The sequence below is a fragment of the Mycolicibacterium sp. lyk4-40-TYG-92 genome, assembly GCF_030209435.1.
Classification (GTDB): domain Bacteria; phylum Actinomycetota; class Actinomycetes; order Mycobacteriales; family Mycobacteriaceae; genus Mycobacterium.
Window position 1 is genome coordinate 13,537 of record NZ_JARVRX010000030.1, and the last position, 16,167, is coordinate 29,703.

Here is a 16,167-nt window from a genome sequence, read left to right on the forward strand (position 1 = left end):
ACGGTGCGCATCCGGATACGCTGCGCGCGGAGGTGTCGACGTGAGTTCCGATCTGCTGTCCGACGTGCTGCCCACCATGCTGCACGACCCGGTCTCATACGCGATCCCGTTCTTCGTGGTGGCGCTGCTACTGGAGTGGGGCGCGGCCCGCAAGCTCGCGCACGACGAACAGCAGCGGCCACCGTCCGGCGCCTACCTGCGCGCCGATGCCTGGGCCAGCATCTGGATGGGCGCGGTGTCGTTGTTCACCAGCGGTGTGCTGAATTTCCTCGCGCTGGTCGGCTACGCGGCGCTGTACGTGTATGTCGCGCCGTGGCACCTGCCGGGCAACGCCTGGTACACGTGGGTGATCGCGATCCTCGGCGTCGACCTGATCTATTACACCTACCACCGCATGGCCCACCGGGTACGGCTGTTCTGGGCCACCCACCAGGCGCACCATTCCAGCGAGTACTTCAACCTGTCCACCGCGCTGCGGCAGAAGTGGAATCCGTCGGGCGACCTGGCGATGAAGGCCGTGCTACCGGCGCTGGGCGTGCCGCCGTGGATCGTGTTCGCCAGTTTCTCGCTTAATCTGGTGTACCAGTACTGGATTCACACCGAGCGCATCGGAAAACTCTGGCGGCCAATCGAATACATCTTCAACACGCCGTCGCACCACCGTGTGCACCACGGCCGGGATCAGCAGTACCTCGACAAGAACTACGGCGGCATCCTGATCATCTGGGACCGGATGTTCGGCAGCTTCACGCCGGAGACCGCGCGCCCGAACTACGGATTGACCAAACCTGTTGGAACGTATGACATCTGGAAACTGCAGACGCACGAGTATGTCTCGATGGTCCGAGATGTGCGCCAGGCCAATGGATTCGGTGACCGGATGGGTTACGTCTTCGGTCCTCCCGGATGGCAGCAGGCGGGTCCTGGATCCGCGCCAGTTCGCTGACAGGGGCGTCAACACTGTCAGAACGCTGTGATTCCTTCGCGATAACTCATTGTTTGCCAACTGTTTTGATTTCTGCGAGCGCAAAAGCTGGCGTTCCCCGGAACCGTCGGTACTGTCGATGAGCGACAGCGGTCAATCTATTACCGAAGGGCTGGACATTCATGGGTGACACACTTCAAAAGGGCGAGAAGCTCGAGGTCGGCCAGTCGCTGACGTCGAACAACGGTGCCTACCGGCTGGTCCTGCAGGACGACGGCAACCTGGTGCTGTACGCAGGGGAGCAGTCCGTGTGGGCCACCGCCACCGACGGCCAGGACGTCAAGCGCGCCGAGGTGCAGGAGGACGGCAACTTCGTGCTGTACACCCCGGACAAGCCGGTGTGGGCCAGCCAGACCGCCGGCGCCGACAATGTCCGTCTCGTGCTGCAGGACGACCGCAACCTCGTGCTCTACAGCGGCGACGACGCCAAGTGGTCGTCCGAGACCCACACCGACGAGGTCCCCGCGGCGCCCGTCGAGGCCGCGCCGGAGCCCGCGCCCGAGCCCGAGGTGGCTGCCGAGCCGGTCGCCGCCGAGATCGCCCCCGAGCCCGAGCCCGCCCCGGCGCCCGCGCCCGAGGCCCCGGCGGCGCGCACCTACACCGTGCAGTCGGGTGACACCCTGTGGGCCATCGCCGAGCAGTTCTACGGCGACGGCAACCGCTACCCGGAGATTGCCGGTGCCAGCGGAATCGACAACCCGGACCTGATTCAGCCCGGTCAGCTCCTGACTATTCCCTGACCTGGACGGACCCTGGCGGCCCGGATCGAAAGATCCGGGCCGCCAGCGCGTTTCAACGTCCGATTCCGGGGCAGATTGTTTGCTGATGCGGTGCGGGCGCCGGTCGCCCGGGGCGGGGCCTTTCCCGTCCTGGCTTCGGGTTTGCGGGGTAGGCTGGCGCGACGTCCGTCCCGAGGTGATGGGAGCAAGGTCATGTTTGTGGGGGGTTTGCGGGCCGCGGCAGTAGCCGCGGTCGCTGTGCCGATGTTCGCTGTCGGAGGCCCGGCGCCGGTGGCATCGGCTGATCCCGGGGTGCTGGTGTACCCGGGCATGGAGATCCATCAGGGCACCACGCGCTGCACGCTGGGTTACGTCGACCCGGTCGCGCGGACCGGCTACACCGCGGGTCACTGCCGTGGCAACGGCCCGGTGACGGACAAGGACGGCCGCTTCATCGGCACCATGATCACCTTCCGGGACAACACACCGGACGGCGCCACCATCGCGACCGATCACCAGATCTCGGACTGGGAGTCCATCAACATCGCCGGCGATGTCATGGTGAACAACATCCTGCCGGGTGGGCGGATGCTCGTCGCCGATCCAGCGGTGAATCCGCAGCGCGGCGAACCCGTCTGCCACTTCGGCGTCGTCACCGGTGAGACGTGCGGCACCGTCGACGCCGTGAACAACGGCTGGTTCACGATGTCCAACGGCATCGTCAGCCAGAAGGGCGACTCCGGAGGTCCGGTCTACACCGTCACCCCGGACAACCGTGCGGTCCTTGTCGGCGTCTTCAACAGCACGTGGGGGCATTTCCCCGCGGCGGTCTCGTGGAGCGCCACGGACCAGCAGACGGGCGACGGTGTGGTGCAGCAGACGGCCGGCGGGTAGCGGTCAGTCCTGTAGTTCGAACACCGGGATGGTGGGGGCGACCCGGTGCATCTCGCCTTCGGTGGACTGTGGCGTCAGCCCGCCGACGTGACCCTTGACCTCCCAGTACCACCGCTGCAGATACTGCTGCAGCAGTGCGGCTTTCGCTTCGTCGGGCACCTCGACGAGGGCGTGGTCGCGGCTGCGCCAGGTCGGTCCCAGTTGAACGACACCTGCGGCGCGCGCGTTGCGGACCCATTCAGTGTTGCCACGCGGTGAGACGAGGTACCGCCGGCCGTCGACTGTGAGCACGTTGACGACGACTCCGCGAAGTTTGCCGGTGCGCCGGCCACGCACCCGTAGCGCGCTCGTTCCGGCGAGGCTGATGCCGGCCTCGGCCAGCCAGCGGATGACTTCGTTCGCCGCGCGGGTGACGGCTCGGGGTTGGTCGTAGCGAGTGGTCATGGTGGTCCTTTCTGCGATATCTAAAACGAGAGCATTGCTCTCTAATTACGGTGACATGCGCGGGCCGGAAAATCAAGAGCAGTGATCTCGTTTTGTGTCAGACTGGCTCACGTGGGCAAGCGTCAGGACTCGCGGGATCGAATCGAACGTCGGATCATCGAACTCGGCCGTCGGCAGCTGGCGACCGATGGTGCCGCCGGGTTGTCTCTGCGGGCCGTCGCCCGCGACCTCGGCATGGTGTCCTCGGCGGTTTACCGGTACGTCTCCAGCCGGGATGAACTGCTCACGCTGCTCCTGGTCGACGCCTACACCGAGTTGGCCGACGCCGTCGACGCCGCAGTGGCTGCGTCCGGCGACGGCTGGCGTGATCAGGTCAAGGCGCTCGGGCGGGCGACGCGCGCATGGGCAGTGGCGCAGCCGGCCTGCTGGGCGCTGTTGTACGGCAGCCCGGTTCCCGGATACCGCGCCCCGGCGGAACGGACGGTCGGTCCCGGAACCCGGGTGATCGGCACATTGTTCGGCGCTGTCGACGCCGGGATCGCCGCCGGTGCCGTGCGCTCGGCCGAAGTGCCGGTGTCGCAGCCGTTGTCGGCCGATTTTGCCCGTCTGCGCGACGAGTTCGGATTCTCCGGTGACAACGCGGCGGTGGCCAAGTGCATCGTGCTGTGGACCGGACTGGTCGGGGCGGTCAGCATCGAGGTGTTCGGGCAGTACGGTGCCGACACGCTGAGTGATCCGGCTGAGGTGTTCGATCTGCAGCTCGACCTGCTGGTCGGCATGCTGGCCGAGCCGTCGTGAGGGGTCCCGCGGGTCAAAACTAGAACACGTTCTAGCCTTGGTGTCGTCTCGAGGTTATTGTCTAGTCGATCACTGATCAGACACGTGTCCAGGGGCCACCGCACTCGCCGCGCCGGACACCACCGAGACCGGCCCAGGAGAGACGATGCAAACAGTTCCCGAGACCGTCAACGCCGCCGACGTCACCGAATGGTCCGACGAGGCCGACGTCGTGGTGATCGGCTTCGGTATCGCCGGCGGCTGTGCCGCAGTCAGCGCGGCAGCCGCGGGCGCCAAGGTCCTGGTGCTGGAGAAGGCGGCCGGCGCGGGCGGCACGACGTCCATGGCGGGCGGTCACTTCTACCTGGGCGGCGGCACCGCAGTACAGCAGGCCACCGGCCACGACGACTCGGCCGACGAGATGTACAAGTACCTGGTGGCCGTCGCCCACGACCCCGAGCACGACAAGATCCGCGCCTACTGCGACGGCAGCGTCGAGCACTTCAACTGGTTGGAGGACTTGGGTTTTCAGTTCGAGCGCAGCTACTACCCGGGCAAGGTGGTGGTGCCGCCGGGCACGGAGGGCCTGTCCTACACCGGCAACGAGAAGGTGTGGCCGTTCTGTGAGCAGGCCAAGGCCGCGCCGCGCGGGCATTCGGTGCCGGTGCCGGGCGAGTTGGGCGGCGCCGACATGGTCATCAAGTTGCTGCTGAAGCGCGCAGACGAGCTCGGCGTCGAGATGCGCTACGAGACGGGCGCGACCAACCTCGTGGTGGACGACGCCGGTGCGGTCGTCGGCGTCCGCTGGAAGAACTTCGGGGTGACGGGCGCCGTGAAGGCCGGTGCGGTGATCATCGCCGCGGGCGGCTTCGCGATGAACGCGGAGATGGTGGCCGAGCACACGCCGGCGCTCGGGCAGAAGCGAAAGACCAAGCACCACGGCGAAGTTGAGCCCTACATCCTGGGCAACCCGAACGACGACGGACTGGGCATCAAGCTCGGCGTGTCCGCCGGCGGCGTCGCCAAGAACCTGGACCAGCTGTTCATCACCGCTGCCGCCTACCCGCCGGAGACCCTGCTGACCGGCGTCATCGTCAACCAGAACGGTGAGCGCTTCGTCAACGAGGACTCCTACCATTCGCGCACATCGGCTTTCGTGCTCGAGCAGCCCGACCAGGTGGCCTACCTGATCGTCGACGAGGCGCACACCGAGATGCCCGCGATGCCGTTGATCCGGTTCATCGACGGCTGGGAGACGATCGCGGAAATGGAAGAGGCACTGGGGATCCCGGCCGGCAACCTGGCCGCGACGCTGGAGCGCTACAACGCCAACGCCGCGGCGGGCTCGGACCCCGACTTCCACAAGCAGGCGGATTACGTTGCGGCCCAGGACAATGGCCCGTGGGCGGCGTTCGACCTGTCGCTCGGCCGCGCCCTGTACTCCGGGTTCACCATGGGCGGGCTGTCGGTCAGCATCGACGGCGAAGTGCTGCGTGAGGACGGCAGCGCGGTGCCGGGGCTGTACGCCGCGGGTGCCTGTGCGTCGAACATCGCGCAGGACGGCAAGGGCTATGCCAGTGGCACCCAGTTGGGCGAAGGGTCGTTCTTCGGCCGGCGGGCCGGAACCCACGCCGCGACACGCTGATCAGACGCGGGCGGGCGCGTCGTCCTGGTCTTCGATCCGGGTGAGCCGCCAGGTGCCGTCGCCCAGCAGTTCCAGCTCCTGCTGGTGATGCTGTTCGACGGTGCTTCGGTGGCTGACGCTGACCACGGTGGTGCCCGCCAACTCGGTCCGAACCAGTTGGTACAGCATCATTTCCAGGCCCTCGTCGAGTGCCGAGGTCGACTCGTCGAAGAACACGGCCTTCGGCCGGGTGAGCAGCACCCGGGCGAAAGCGACGCGCTGCTGCTCACCCGGGGAGAGCACCTTCGCCCAGTCGTCGACCTCATCGAGACGGCTCGCCAGGTGCGGCAGTGCGACCTTGCCCAGGACCGCCTGCAGCGCTTCGTCGGTGTGGGTGCCGACCTTGCTCGGGTAGGACACCACGGCGCGCAGATCGCCGAGGGGTACATACGGCAGCTGGGACAGGAACAGCGTCTCGTTCTCGTCCATCGGGAAGTGCATGGCGCCGCTGCAGAACGGCCACAGCTTGGCCAGACTGCGCAGCAGGGTCGTCTTGCCGCTGCCGGAGGGGCCGGTGACCACCAGTGCCTCGCCGGGGTACAGGCACAGGTCCAGCGGCGCGATGAGTTCGCGGCCGTCCGGCGTGCTCACCGTGACCTTCTCGAGCGTGATGGTGTCGTCGGGGCAGTCCTCGGTGACGATCACGGGCAGGTGCCGCGCCGCGTCGTTGGCCGTCACCAGACCGTGCAGACGGATGATGGACGCCCGGTAACCGGCGAACTGGTCGTACACGTTGCGGAAGAACGACAGCCCGTCCTGGATGCTGCCGAACGCCGACGCGGTCTGGTTCATGTCGCCGAGCTTGATCTCGCCGGCGAGGAAACGCGGGAACTGCAGGACATACGGCAGCGGCACGATGATCTGGCTCATCGACAGGTTCCAGCCGTTGAACCCGATCATCCGGTTCACGTACCGCTTGTAGTTGTCGACGACCGGCGTGAACAGCCGGCGCAGGCCCGACCGTTCGGCGAGCTCACCGTGGTAGAACGCGACGGCCTCGGCAGCATCGCGCATGCGCACCAGCGCGTACCGGAACGCCGCGTTGAAGCGCTCGTTGTCGAACGACAGCCAGATGATCGGCCGGCCGATCCAGAACGCGACAACCGACGCGATCAACACATAACCGATACCGATCCAGAACATGGCCTTCGGGATGGCGACCCCGGCGACGGTCAGGGTGCCGGACAGATGCCACAGAATCGCGGTGAACGAAAGCATCGACGCGATGGCGTTGATGGCGCCGAACAACAGCGTCGACGTCGACATGTTGTTCGGCGTGTTGGGCAGCGGGCCCACGCCGGCGGTGAAGATGTCGATATCGCTCTGGATGCGCTGATCCGGGTTGTCGATGGTGTCATCGATGAAGCGGGACCGGTAGAACGCCTTGCCCTCCAGCCAGTCACCCGTGAGCCGGTCGGTGAGCCAGGCGCGCCAGGCGAGGATGAACCGCTGCGTCATGAACAGATCGAGCATGATGCGGCCGACGTGCAGCGCTGCCAGCAGCGAGAAGATGCCGATCGACAGCCAGAAGCCGTGTTCGCCCGAGTTCTTCACCGTCTGGTCATGGCCGGCCAGACCGGAGGCCACCACCTGGAAGCTCGTCATGAGATCGTTGCTCTGATAACTGAAAAGCACCGTGAGCCGAACGCCGGTGATCACCGACAGCAGCAGCGCCGCCAGCCACAGCCAGACCTTGATGCTCTCGCGGCCGACGAAGTAGGCGCCGGTGATACGCCAGAACTGCCGGCCCCAGACGGTGAACCGCCCGATGGCGACGAGCACCACCAGCGTCGAGACCGCCGCGATCAGCCAGGCTTTGGCGATCCACCACAGCGAGGTCGTGAGCTCACTGCCCCATTCGAGCGTCGGGGTGAACAAATCCATCCCCGCAAGGTACCCGTGCTCTATTGACGCCGCGCCGCGACAGGCACAGACGGGAGACGTCGGTCACGTTCCGTGGGTCTCCGGCAGGTGGACGGCTGCAGGAGAGCGGATGGAGCGGACCGGTACCTTTGAGCTGTGGCGAAAACCAGCACCGCGAAATCCGGCCGGCTGAGCAGCAAGTTCTGGAAGCTGCTCGGTGCTTCCACCGACAGGAACCAGAACCGATCGATGGATCAGGTTCGGGCGTCGGCGGAATTCGACGACAAGGCCGCGGGGCTGGACGACGAGCAGATCACCAAGGCCGCCAAGCTGCTCGAACTGTCCGAGCTCGCCGATGCCGCCGACATCCCGCAGTTCCTCGCCATCGCCCGGGAGGCGGCAGAGCGCACCACGGGCCTGCGTCCGTTCGACGTTCAGCTTCTCGGCGCCCTGCGCATGATGGCCGGCGACGTCGTCGAGATGGCCACCGGCGAGGGCAAGACCCTGGCCGGCGCGATCGCCGCTGCCGGCTACGCGCTCGCGGGACGGCACGTGCACGTCATCTCGGTCAACGACTATCTGGCCCGCCGCGACGCCGAGTGGATGGGGCCGCTGCTGGCGGCCATGGGCCTGACGGTCGGCTGGATCACCGCCGAGTCGACGGCCGACGAACGGCGCGCCGCCTACGAATGCGACGTCACCTATGCCTCGGTCAACGAGATCGGGTTCGACGTGCTGCGCGACCAGCTGGTGACCCACGTCGACGACCTGGTGTCGCCGCGGCCCGACGTCGCACTGATCGACGAGGCCGACTCCGTGCTCGTCGACGAAGCGCTCGTGCCGCTGGTACTCGCCGGCACCACGCACCGCGAGACCCCGCGCCTGGAGATCATCCGGCTGGTCGGCGAGATGACGTCGGAGAACCGCGTGGACGACTCGCTGCAGTACTACGACACCGACGCCGACCGTCGCAACGTGCACCTCACCGACGCCGGTGCGCGCAAGCTCGAGAAGGCGCTCGGTGGCATCGACCTGTACTCCGAGGAGCACATCGGCACGACCCTGACCGAGGTCAACGTGGCCCTGCACGCGCATGTGCTGCTGCAGCGCGACGTGCATTACATCGTGCGGGACAACGCCGTTCATCTCATCAACGCCTCCCGCGGCCGCATCGCGTCGCTGCAGCGCTGGCCCGACGGCCTGCAGGCCGCCGTCGAGGCCAAGGAAGGCATCGAGACCACCGAGACCGGCGAGGTGCTCGACACCATCACGGTCCAGGCCCTCATCGGCCGCTACCCGACGGTGTGCGGCATGACCGGCACCGCGCTGGCCGCCGGTGAGCAGCTGCGCCAGTTCTACCGGCTCGGGGTGTCGCCGATCCCGCCGAACACGCCGAACATCCGCGAGGACGAGGCCGACCGCGTCTACATCACCGCGGCCGCCAAGAACCAGGCCGTCATCGAGCACATCCAGCAGATCCACGCGACCGGCCAGCCCGTGCTGGTCGGTACCCGTGACGTCGCCGAATCCGAAGAGCTGCACGCGAAACTGGTCAAGGCCGGGGTGCCCGCCGTCGTCCTGAACGCCAAGAACGACGAGGAAGAAGCCGCCGTCATCGCCGAGGCGGGCAAGCTCGCCACCGTCACCGTCTCCACCCAGATGGCCGGCCGCGGCACCGACATCCGTCTCGGCGGGTCGGACGAAGCCGACCACGACGCCGTGGCCGAACTCGGCGGCCTGCACGTCATCGGCACCGGCCGGCACCACACCGAACGCCTCGACAACCAGCTGCGCGGCCGCGCCGGCCGCCAGGGCGACCCGGGATCGTCGGTGTTCTTCTCCAGCTGGGAGGACGACGTCGTCGTCTCGCACCTGGAGCCCGAGAAGCTCCCGATGCAGACCGACGAGGACGGCCGCATCGTCAGCGACCGGGCCGGCCAGATGCTCGAGCACGCGCAGCGCGTCGCCGAGGGCCGGTTGCTGGATGTGCACGCCAACACCTGGCGCTACAACCAGCTCACCGCGCAACAGCGCGCGATCATCGTGGAACGCCGCGAGACCCTGCTGCGCACCACGACCGCGCGTGATGAGCTCAAGGAGCTGTCGCCGGACCGCTACCAGGAACTGGCCAGCCAGATTGGGGAAGCGGGCGCCGAGGACGAGCTCGAGCGCATCTGCCGGCTGATCATGCTGTACCACCTGGACCGCGGCTGGGCCGACCATCTGGCCTACTTGTCCGACATCCGCGAGAGCATCCATCTGCGCGCGCTGGGACGTCAGGATCCGCTCGACGAGTTCCATCGCATGGCGGTCGACGCGTTCGCGTCACTGGCGGCCGACGCCATCGAGGCGGCGCAACAAACCTTCGAGACCGCCAACGTGCTCGAGGACGAGCCCGGCCTGGATCTGTCCAAGCTGGCCCGCCCGACGTCGACGTGGACGTACATGATTCACGACAACCCGCTGGCCGACGACACGATGGCAGCGCTGAGCCTGCCCGGGGTATTCCGTTAGGTTTAGCCCTATGGACCGCCAGCAAGAAGCCGAAGCGGGCGACCGGGTGCTGACGATCCCCAATGCGCTCAGCGCATTGCGGTTGCTGCTGGTCCCGGTGTTCTTGTACCTGCTGTTGTCGGCGCATGCGAACGGCTGGGCTGTCGCGATCCTGATGTTCAGCGGCTTCTCGGACTGGGCCGACGGCAAGATCGCCCGCCTGGTGCCGAACCAGTCGTCGCGGCTGGGCGAGCTGCTGGACCCACTGGTCGACCGGATCTACATGCTCGTCGTGCCGGTCGCACTGGCGATCGCGCACGTCGTGCCGTGGTGGATCGTGCTGACCCTGATCGGCCGTGACCTGGTGCTGGCGGCCACGCTGCCGCTGTTGCGCGGCCGCGGGCTGACGGCACTGCCGGTCACCTACATCGGCAAGGCCGCGACGTTCGCGCTGATGTCCGGCTTCCCGCTGGTGCTGCTGGGGCAGTGGCCGGACGCCTGGAGCCGGGCGGTGCTGGCCTGCGGGTGGGCGTTCCTGGTGTGGGGCATGGCCATGTATCTGTGGTCCGCCGTGCTCTATCTGATCCAGGTCTCCATGGTGCTGCGGCAGCTGCCGCCGGTGACGAGGTCTGCGGCGTGACAGAAGCCGGGACACCTCGGGACCGGGCGCTGGGCGGCTACCGGCCGGAGGCCGGTCGCAACAGTCACGTCGCCGACGAGCCGGTCCGGATTCCGGTGCCGTCACTGCTGCGCTCGCTGCTCACCGACCATCTCGACCCCGGCTACGCCGCCGCGGCCGAGCGCCGCAAGGGTGCGGGTGCCGGCCCGAGCGCGCGCTCGTGGTTCATCGACGGCGCCTGGCTGCTGGTCGGCGTCGCCGCGGTGTCGGTGGTGTTCGTGACGGCGGCGCAGCACGCGGTGTCGATGGCTCCGGCCAACGACCAGACCCAACACGTGCTGTCGGCCAACGCCCGCACCGCCGAAGCGCGGACACGCGACAGCACCGCCACCCGCGACGCCCTGGCCGGTCAGGTGGAGGCTGCCCGCCGCAGCCGGCTGGCCGGTGACGCGACGGGCCGGGAACTGCTGACCGCCCTCGAGCAGGCCGAATTCAGTGCCGGCGTGACCGCCGTGACCGGCCCCGGCCTGACCGTCACCGTCACCGAGCCCCCGGCGAGCCCGAACCTGTCCGACGTGTCCAAACAGCGGGTTGCCGGCAGCCCGCAGATCATCCTGGACCGGGACCTGCAGCTGGGCGTCAACTCGTTGTGGGCGGCCGGGGCCGAGGCGATCTCGGTCGGCGGCGTGCGGATCGGGCCGAACGTGACCATGCGGCAGGCCGGCGGTGGCATCCTCGTCGACAACCAGCCGGTGGCCAGCCCTTACGTCGTCGTGGCCATCGGGCCGCCGCACGCGCTGCAAGAGGTGTTCGAGCAGACTCCTGCCATGCAGCGGCTGATGCTGCTCGCCCAGTCGTACGGGGTGGGAATCAGCGTCCAGACCCGGGACCGGCTCACGGTGTCGGCCGCGTCGGTACGAGATGTCAACTTCGCCAGGCCAAGTGAGCCAAAGTGATTGGAGCCGGATTGAGTACGCGCGCATGATCGGGATCGCGGCACTGGTGGTCGGCATCGTGGTGGGGCTGATCTTCCACCCCAGCGTGCCCGAGGCGGTCCAGCCGTACCTGCCGATCGCCGTGGTGGCAGCGCTGGACGCGGTGTTCGGGGGACTGCGGGCCTACCTGGAGCGCATCTTCGATGCGAAGGTCTTCGTCATCTCGTTCGTCTTCAACGTCCTCGTCGCCGCGGTGATCGTCTACGTGGGCGACCAGCTGGGCGTGGGCACCCAGCTGTCCACCGCGATCATCGTGGTGCTGGGTATCCGGATCTTCGGCAATGCGGCGGCGCTGCGGCGCAGGCTGTTCGGGGCGTGACGGTGGACGAGGAGCACGCGGAAGAGGAACACCACGGCCGGCACGAGCTGCCCGACGGCGTCCCGGCACGGCCGCCGCGCACCCGGTCGCAGTTGATGTTCGGCGCGCTGGCGGTACTGCTCTGCGTGCTGCTGGGGGTGGCCATCGCAACGCAGGTGCGCCAGACCGAATCGGGTGACGCGCTCGACACCGCGCGGCCCGCCGACCTGCTGGTGCTGCTCGACTCGCTGCAACAGCGCGAGGCGGCCCTCAACACCGAGGTCGCCGACCTGCAGAAGACGCTGTCGTCGCTGCAGGCGTCCGGAAACAGCGACCAGGCCGCCATCGAGAATGCGCAGGCGCGGCTGCGTGCCCTGTCGATCCTGATCGGCACCGTCGCGGCCACCGGTCCGGGTGTCACCATCACCATCGAGGACATCGCTCCGGGCGTGTCGCCCGAGACCCTGCTCGACGTCATCAACGAGTTGCGCGCCGCCGGTGCCGAGGCCATGGAGATCCGGTCGGGACGCGGCGACCAGCAGACCGCGGTGCGCGTCGGCGTCGACACCTGGGTGACCGGCACCGCGGGCGCGCTGGTGGTCGACAACGTGACCATGAACCCGCCCTATTCCATTCTCGCCATTGGTGATCCGCCGACACTCGCCGCCGCGATGAACATCCCGGGCGGGGCGATGGACAGTGTGAAACGGGTGGGCGGCACAATGACCGTGCAACAGGCCGACACGATCGACGTGAGTGCCTTGCGGCAACCGAAACCGCGCCAATACGCTCAGCCCGTCAAGTAGACCGCCGGGCCTGATCGTCGAGCCGTATCGTATGTACCCCACCAACACTCAAGGAGCGTCGTGAGCGAAACGCCAGCCGATCTGCTGTACACCACCGAGCACGAATGGGTGCGCCGCACCGGCGAGGGCACCGTGCGGGTCGGAATCACCGATTTCGCGCAGGGCGCGCTGGGTGACGTGGTCTACGTCGATCTGCCCGAGGTCGGCACCACGCTGGCCGCCGGCGACGTGTTCGGCGAGGTCGAATCGCCCAAGACGACCTCGGAGCTGTATGCCCCGATCGCCGCGAAAATCGTTGCGGTCAACGGTGATCTGGAAGGCTCGCCCGACCTGGTCAACTCCGACCCGTACGACGCCGGCTGGCTCATCGAACTGCAGGCCGACGCGGCCGAACTGGACAGCCAGCTCGAAGGTCTGCTCGACGCGGACGGCTACCGGGCGACCCTTGACGAGTAACCCTTTTGTTAGGGTGCTGCGGTCCGGTTCGGCCGTGGCGACACCAAAGTCGGCTCGGCGGATCCGGCGGTGGCGGGCACACCGGCCCGCGCCGCGCGGTACGGTCAATAGTGGGACGTACGCGACATCGATGACTGCTGGCAGCACCTGCCGGCTGGTCGTGCAAAAGAGCGCCACAGCAGCCAGTAGAGGAGCAGCGCGTGACGGATAACGACAGCGGTTCGGGGACCGATTTCGGCTCCGAGGAGGCAACGGTGGAGACCACATCGGTCTTCCGTGCGGACTTCCTCAACGAGCTCGACGCCCCGGCTTCGACGAGCGGCACCACTGCCGTCTCCGGAGTTGAAGGACTGCCGGTGGGCTCGGCCCTGCTGGTGGTCAAGCGCGGGCCGAATGCCGGCTCGCGATTCCTGCTGGATCAGCCGAGCACCTCGGCGGGCCGTCATCCCGACAGCGACATCTTCCTCGACGATGTGACGGTGAGCCGTCGCCACGCCGAGTTCCGGCTCGAGTCCGGTGAGTTCCAGGTGGTCGACGTCGGCAGCCTCAACGGCACCTACGTCAACCGCGAGCCCGTCGACTCGGCGGTACTGGCCAACGGCGACGAGGTCCAGATCGGCAAGTTCCGCCTCGTGTTCCTGACCGGCCCCAAGACCGACGACAGCTCGGCTGGTTAGACCGGCGGTCAGTCCATGACGCAGCCCGACCGCAGTGCAGTGGCCGGGATGTCGATCGGAGCAGTGTTCGACCTGCTCCGGCCAGACTTCCCGGATGTGACCATCTCCAAGATCCGGTTCCTGGAGGAACAGGGTCTGGTCACGCCCGAACGCACTGGGTCGGGCTACCGTCGTTTCACGGCCTATGACTGCGCGCGGCTGCGGTTCATCCTGTCCGCACAGCGCGACCAGTACCTGCCGCTCAAGGTCATCAAGGCGCAGCTGGACGCCCAGCCCGACGGCGCGCTGCCGTCGAACGGATCCGCTTACGGCGTACCGAAATTGGTTCCCGATCTCGACGTCGATGGCGGAGGCCCGGGCCATCCTGATGAGGTAGCGCCTGCCCAGGTCCGGCTCAGCCGCGAGGATCTGCTGCAGCGCTCGGGCGTCACCTCGGAGCTGCTGGCCGCGTTGGTCAAGAGCGGCGTGATCATCCCCGGCCCGGCGGGGTTCTTCGACGAACACGCCGTGGTCATCGCACAATGCGCCCATGCGCTGGGCGAGTACGGTGTCGAACCGCGGCATCTGCGGGCCTTCCGGTCCGCCGCCGACCGGCAGTCGGATTTGATCGCCCAGATCGCCGGCCCCATCGGTAAAGCCGGCAACGCCGGGGCCCGTGACCGGGCCGACGAACTGGCCCGGGAGGTCGCGGCGCTCGCCATCACGCTGCACACTTCACTGATCAAGTCTGCTGTGCGCGACGTTCTCGATCGCTGAGGACTAGACTCGAATTCGTTGATGGCACACGGATTGCGGAGGGCAGACGCTGATGGGCGAGGTTCGTGTGGTCGGCATTCGGGTGGAACAGCCGCAGAACCAACCCGTGCTGTTGCTGCGCGAATCCGACGGCGACCGTTACCTGCCGATCTGGATCGGCCAGTCCGAGGCTGCGGCCATCGCACTGGAGCAGCAGGGTGTTTCGCCGGCGCGGCCCCTCACGCATGATCTGATCAAGGATTTGATTGCCGCGCTTGGGCATTCACTGCGCGAGGTGCGCATCGTGGATCTGCAGGAAGGCACGTTCTACGCCGACCTGGTGTTCGACCGCGACATCACGGTGTCGGCGCGCCCGTCGGATTCGGTGGCCATCGCACTGCGGATGGGTGTACCGATCTACGTCGAGGAGGCAGTGCTGGCCGAAGCCGGTCTGCTCATCCCGGACGAGGCCGACGAAGAGTCGTCGGGGCCGGTCCGCGAGGACGAGGTCGAGAAGTTCAAGGAGTTCCTCGACAGCATTTCGCCGGACGATTTCAAGGCCACGTAGAGAGGTCCGTCCGGGCGTTGTCACGGATGCATCTCAGTTAGGTCAGCGCGTGTCGACACTCGGTGCGCCGTTTGCGGATTCGGCGAATCCGCGCCACATACTTTCCTCGTTCTGGCAACAGTCCGACCGGCGGCTCGCCGCCGATGGGCTGAAGTGGCCCGGCGGGAAGCGTATGCTCGACACATTCGAGCAGCGGACATGCCCGCCGAGCAGCAGCGGCCGCCAGGCAGGGTTAGTTCGATCGGCGAGAGGATCAGGCAGTGGGCGACGAGACGCCACGTCAAGAGCAGTTGGACCTGACGACCAACGGCGCGCCTGAGCAGGCCGCCCCGACACCGGCTCCAGTGCCGGTGCAGGCAGGCCTGTTCCCCGACGAGTCTGTTCCCGATGAACTGGTCGGCTACCGCGGGCCGAGCGCCTGCCAGATCGCCGGCATCACCTACCGCCAGCTCGACTACTGGGCCCGCACCTCGCTGGTCGTCCCGTCGATCCGCGGCGCCGCCGGCTCCGGCAGCCAGCGCCTGTACTCGTTCAAGGACATCCTGGTCCTCAAGATCGTCAAGCGGCTGCTCGACACCGGCATCTCGTTGCACAACATCCGCGTCGCGGTCGACCACCTGCGTCAGCGCGGCGTCCACGACCTGGCCAACATCACGCTGTTCTCGGACGGCACCACGGTGTACGAGTGCACCTCCGCCGAGGAGGTCGTCGACCTGCTGCAAGGCGGTCAGGGCGTCTTCGGCATCGCGGTCTCGGGTGCCATGCGCGAGCTCACCGGTGCCATCGCCGACTTCCCGGGCGAGCGGGCCGACGGCGGCGAGTCCATCGCCACCCCAGAGGACGAGCTCGCATCGCGGCGCAAGCAGCGCGACCGCAAGATCGGCTGAGGCCCCAAAGCAGAGCAACGGCCCCTTTCCCCACGGAGAGGGGCCGTTTGCTGTCGCTTCGCCTCCTTTTGTGACCGACCGGTAGACTGGCGCGCGCATCGTCCCGACGCGGGAGAGTTCTGTGGCCGCCAGCCATGGACGCCGAAGGAGCAATACCTCTCCATCAACCTCTCAGGCCCCCGGACCGCGCCGGAGCCCGATGCCTCTGGAAAGCGGCGAGCTGTGACTCGCCCGCCCATGGGGAAAGGCCGACCACATCGTCGGGCC

General features: G+C 67.5%; 17 protein-coding genes and 1 riboswitch. Of the genes, 15 read left to right on the forward strand and 2 right to left on the reverse strand.

Annotated features, from left to right (window positions below):
• The first annotated feature begins 76 nt into the window (after positions 1 to 76).
• The 3 genes from QRN63_RS28775 (at position 77) to QRN63_RS28785 (ending at position 2,598) form a co-directional block, all read left to right on the forward strand.
• Complete coding sequence (locus tag QRN63_RS28775; RefSeq protein ID WP_285034543.1) at positions 77 to 946, forward strand: sterol desaturase family protein; 870 nt, start codon at positions 77 to 79, stop codon at positions 944 to 946.
• A gap of 161 nt (positions 947 to 1,107) precedes the next feature.
• On the forward strand, positions 1,108 to 1,725 hold the full coding sequence (locus QRN63_RS28780) for a LysM peptidoglycan-binding domain-containing protein (protein ID WP_267317685.1): 618 nt from the start codon (positions 1,108 to 1,110) through the stop codon (positions 1,723 to 1,725).
• Positions 1,726 to 1,917: 192 nt separating this feature from the next.
• On the forward strand, positions 1,918 to 2,598 hold the full coding sequence (locus QRN63_RS28785; protein WP_410506055.1) for an Rv1815 family serine proteinase: 681 nt from the start codon (positions 1,918 to 1,920) through the stop codon (positions 2,596 to 2,598).
• Positions 2,599 to 2,601: 3 nt separating this feature from the next.
• On the opposite strand, the gene QRN63_RS28790 is transcribed toward QRN63_RS28785, so the two are convergent.
• On the reverse strand, positions 2,602 to 3,042 hold the full coding sequence (locus QRN63_RS28790; protein WP_285034491.1) for a nitroreductase/quinone reductase family protein: 441 nt from the start codon (positions 3,040 to 3,042) through the stop codon (positions 2,602 to 2,604).
• A 111-nt stretch (positions 3,043 to 3,153) separates the two neighbouring features.
• On the opposite strand from QRN63_RS28790, the gene QRN63_RS28795 reads away from it, so the two are divergent.
• Both QRN63_RS28795 and QRN63_RS28800 read left to right on the forward strand, forming a co-directional pair.
• On the forward strand, positions 3,154 to 3,840 hold the full coding sequence (locus QRN63_RS28795) for a TetR/AcrR family transcriptional regulator (RefSeq protein ID WP_285034492.1): 687 nt from the start codon (positions 3,154 to 3,156) through the stop codon (positions 3,838 to 3,840).
• Between the two features lie 145 nt (positions 3,841 to 3,985).
• Complete coding sequence (locus QRN63_RS28800; RefSeq protein ID WP_285034493.1) at positions 3,986 to 5,464, forward strand: FAD-binding protein; 1,479 nt, start codon at positions 3,986 to 3,988, stop codon at positions 5,462 to 5,464.
• Here the strand turns inward: QRN63_RS28800 and QRN63_RS28805 are convergent, their stop codons facing one another.
• Positions 5,465 to 7,387 (reverse strand): ABC transporter ATP-binding protein/permease, encoded by a 1,923-nt coding sequence (locus QRN63_RS28805; RefSeq protein WP_267317681.1) that lies wholly within the window; start codon positions 7,385 to 7,387, stop codon positions 5,465 to 5,467.
• 135 nt (positions 7,388 to 7,522) lie between these two features.
• Between QRN63_RS28805 and secA2 the strand changes: the two genes are divergently transcribed.
• The 10 genes from secA2 to QRN63_RS28855 all read left to right on the forward strand — a co-directional run bounded on the left by secA2 (position 7,523) and on the right by QRN63_RS28855 (position 15,900).
• Entirely contained in the window at positions 7,523 to 9,880 is a 2,358-nt protein-coding gene (secA2, locus tag QRN63_RS28810; protein WP_285034494.1) for an accessory Sec system translocase SecA2, read from the forward strand.
• A 10-nt stretch (positions 9,881 to 9,890) separates the two neighbouring features.
• On the forward strand, positions 9,891 to 10,499 hold the full coding sequence (locus QRN63_RS28815) for a CDP-alcohol phosphatidyltransferase family protein (RefSeq protein ID WP_267317679.1): 609 nt from the start codon (positions 9,891 to 9,893) through the stop codon (positions 10,497 to 10,499).
• Positions 10,496 to 11,434: a DUF881 domain-containing protein gene (locus QRN63_RS28820; protein ID WP_285034495.1), complete on the forward strand. Its 939-nt coding sequence runs from the start codon at positions 10,496 to 10,498 to the stop codon at positions 11,432 to 11,434. The genes QRN63_RS28815 and QRN63_RS28820 overlap by 4 nt, the downstream gene beginning before the upstream one ends.
• A 25-nt stretch (positions 11,435 to 11,459) precedes the next feature.
• Positions 11,460 to 11,792, forward strand: a complete 333-nt coding sequence (locus tag QRN63_RS28825; protein ID WP_053856224.1) for a small basic family protein — start codon at positions 11,460 to 11,462, stop codon at positions 11,790 to 11,792.
• Complete coding sequence (locus QRN63_RS28830; RefSeq protein WP_285034496.1) at positions 11,789 to 12,577, forward strand: DUF881 domain-containing protein; 789 nt, start codon at positions 11,789 to 11,791, stop codon at positions 12,575 to 12,577. The genes QRN63_RS28825 and QRN63_RS28830 overlap by 4 nt, the downstream gene beginning before the upstream one ends.
• A gap of 60 nt (positions 12,578 to 12,637) precedes the next feature.
• A complete protein-coding gene (gene gcvH / locus QRN63_RS28835; protein ID WP_267317676.1) occupies positions 12,638 to 13,033 on the forward strand; it encodes a glycine cleavage system protein GcvH in 396 nt (131 codons plus the stop codon).
• Between the two features lie 200 nt (positions 13,034 to 13,233).
• On the forward strand, positions 13,234 to 13,710 hold the full coding sequence (garA, locus tag QRN63_RS28840) for a glycogen accumulation regulator GarA (protein ID WP_267317675.1): 477 nt from the start codon (positions 13,234 to 13,236) through the stop codon (positions 13,708 to 13,710).
• Between the two features lie 15 nt (positions 13,711 to 13,725).
• On the forward strand, positions 13,726 to 14,466 hold the full coding sequence (ftsR, locus tag QRN63_RS28845) for a transcriptional regulator FtsR (protein WP_285034497.1): 741 nt from the start codon (positions 13,726 to 13,728) through the stop codon (positions 14,464 to 14,466).
• A 52-nt stretch (positions 14,467 to 14,518) separates the two neighbouring features.
• On the forward strand, positions 14,519 to 15,013 hold the full coding sequence (locus QRN63_RS28850) for a bifunctional nuclease family protein (RefSeq protein ID WP_061002591.1): 495 nt from the start codon (positions 14,519 to 14,521) through the stop codon (positions 15,011 to 15,013).
• 260 nt (positions 15,014 to 15,273) lie between these two features.
• A complete protein-coding gene (locus QRN63_RS28855) occupies positions 15,274 to 15,900 on the forward strand; it encodes a MerR family transcriptional regulator (protein WP_267317673.1) in 627 nt (208 codons plus the stop codon).
• 99 nt (positions 15,901 to 15,999) lie between these two features.
• A riboswitch (glycine riboswitch) is annotated at positions 16,000 to 16,097 on the forward strand.
• The last annotated feature ends 70 nt before the right edge of the window (positions 16,098 to 16,167 follow it).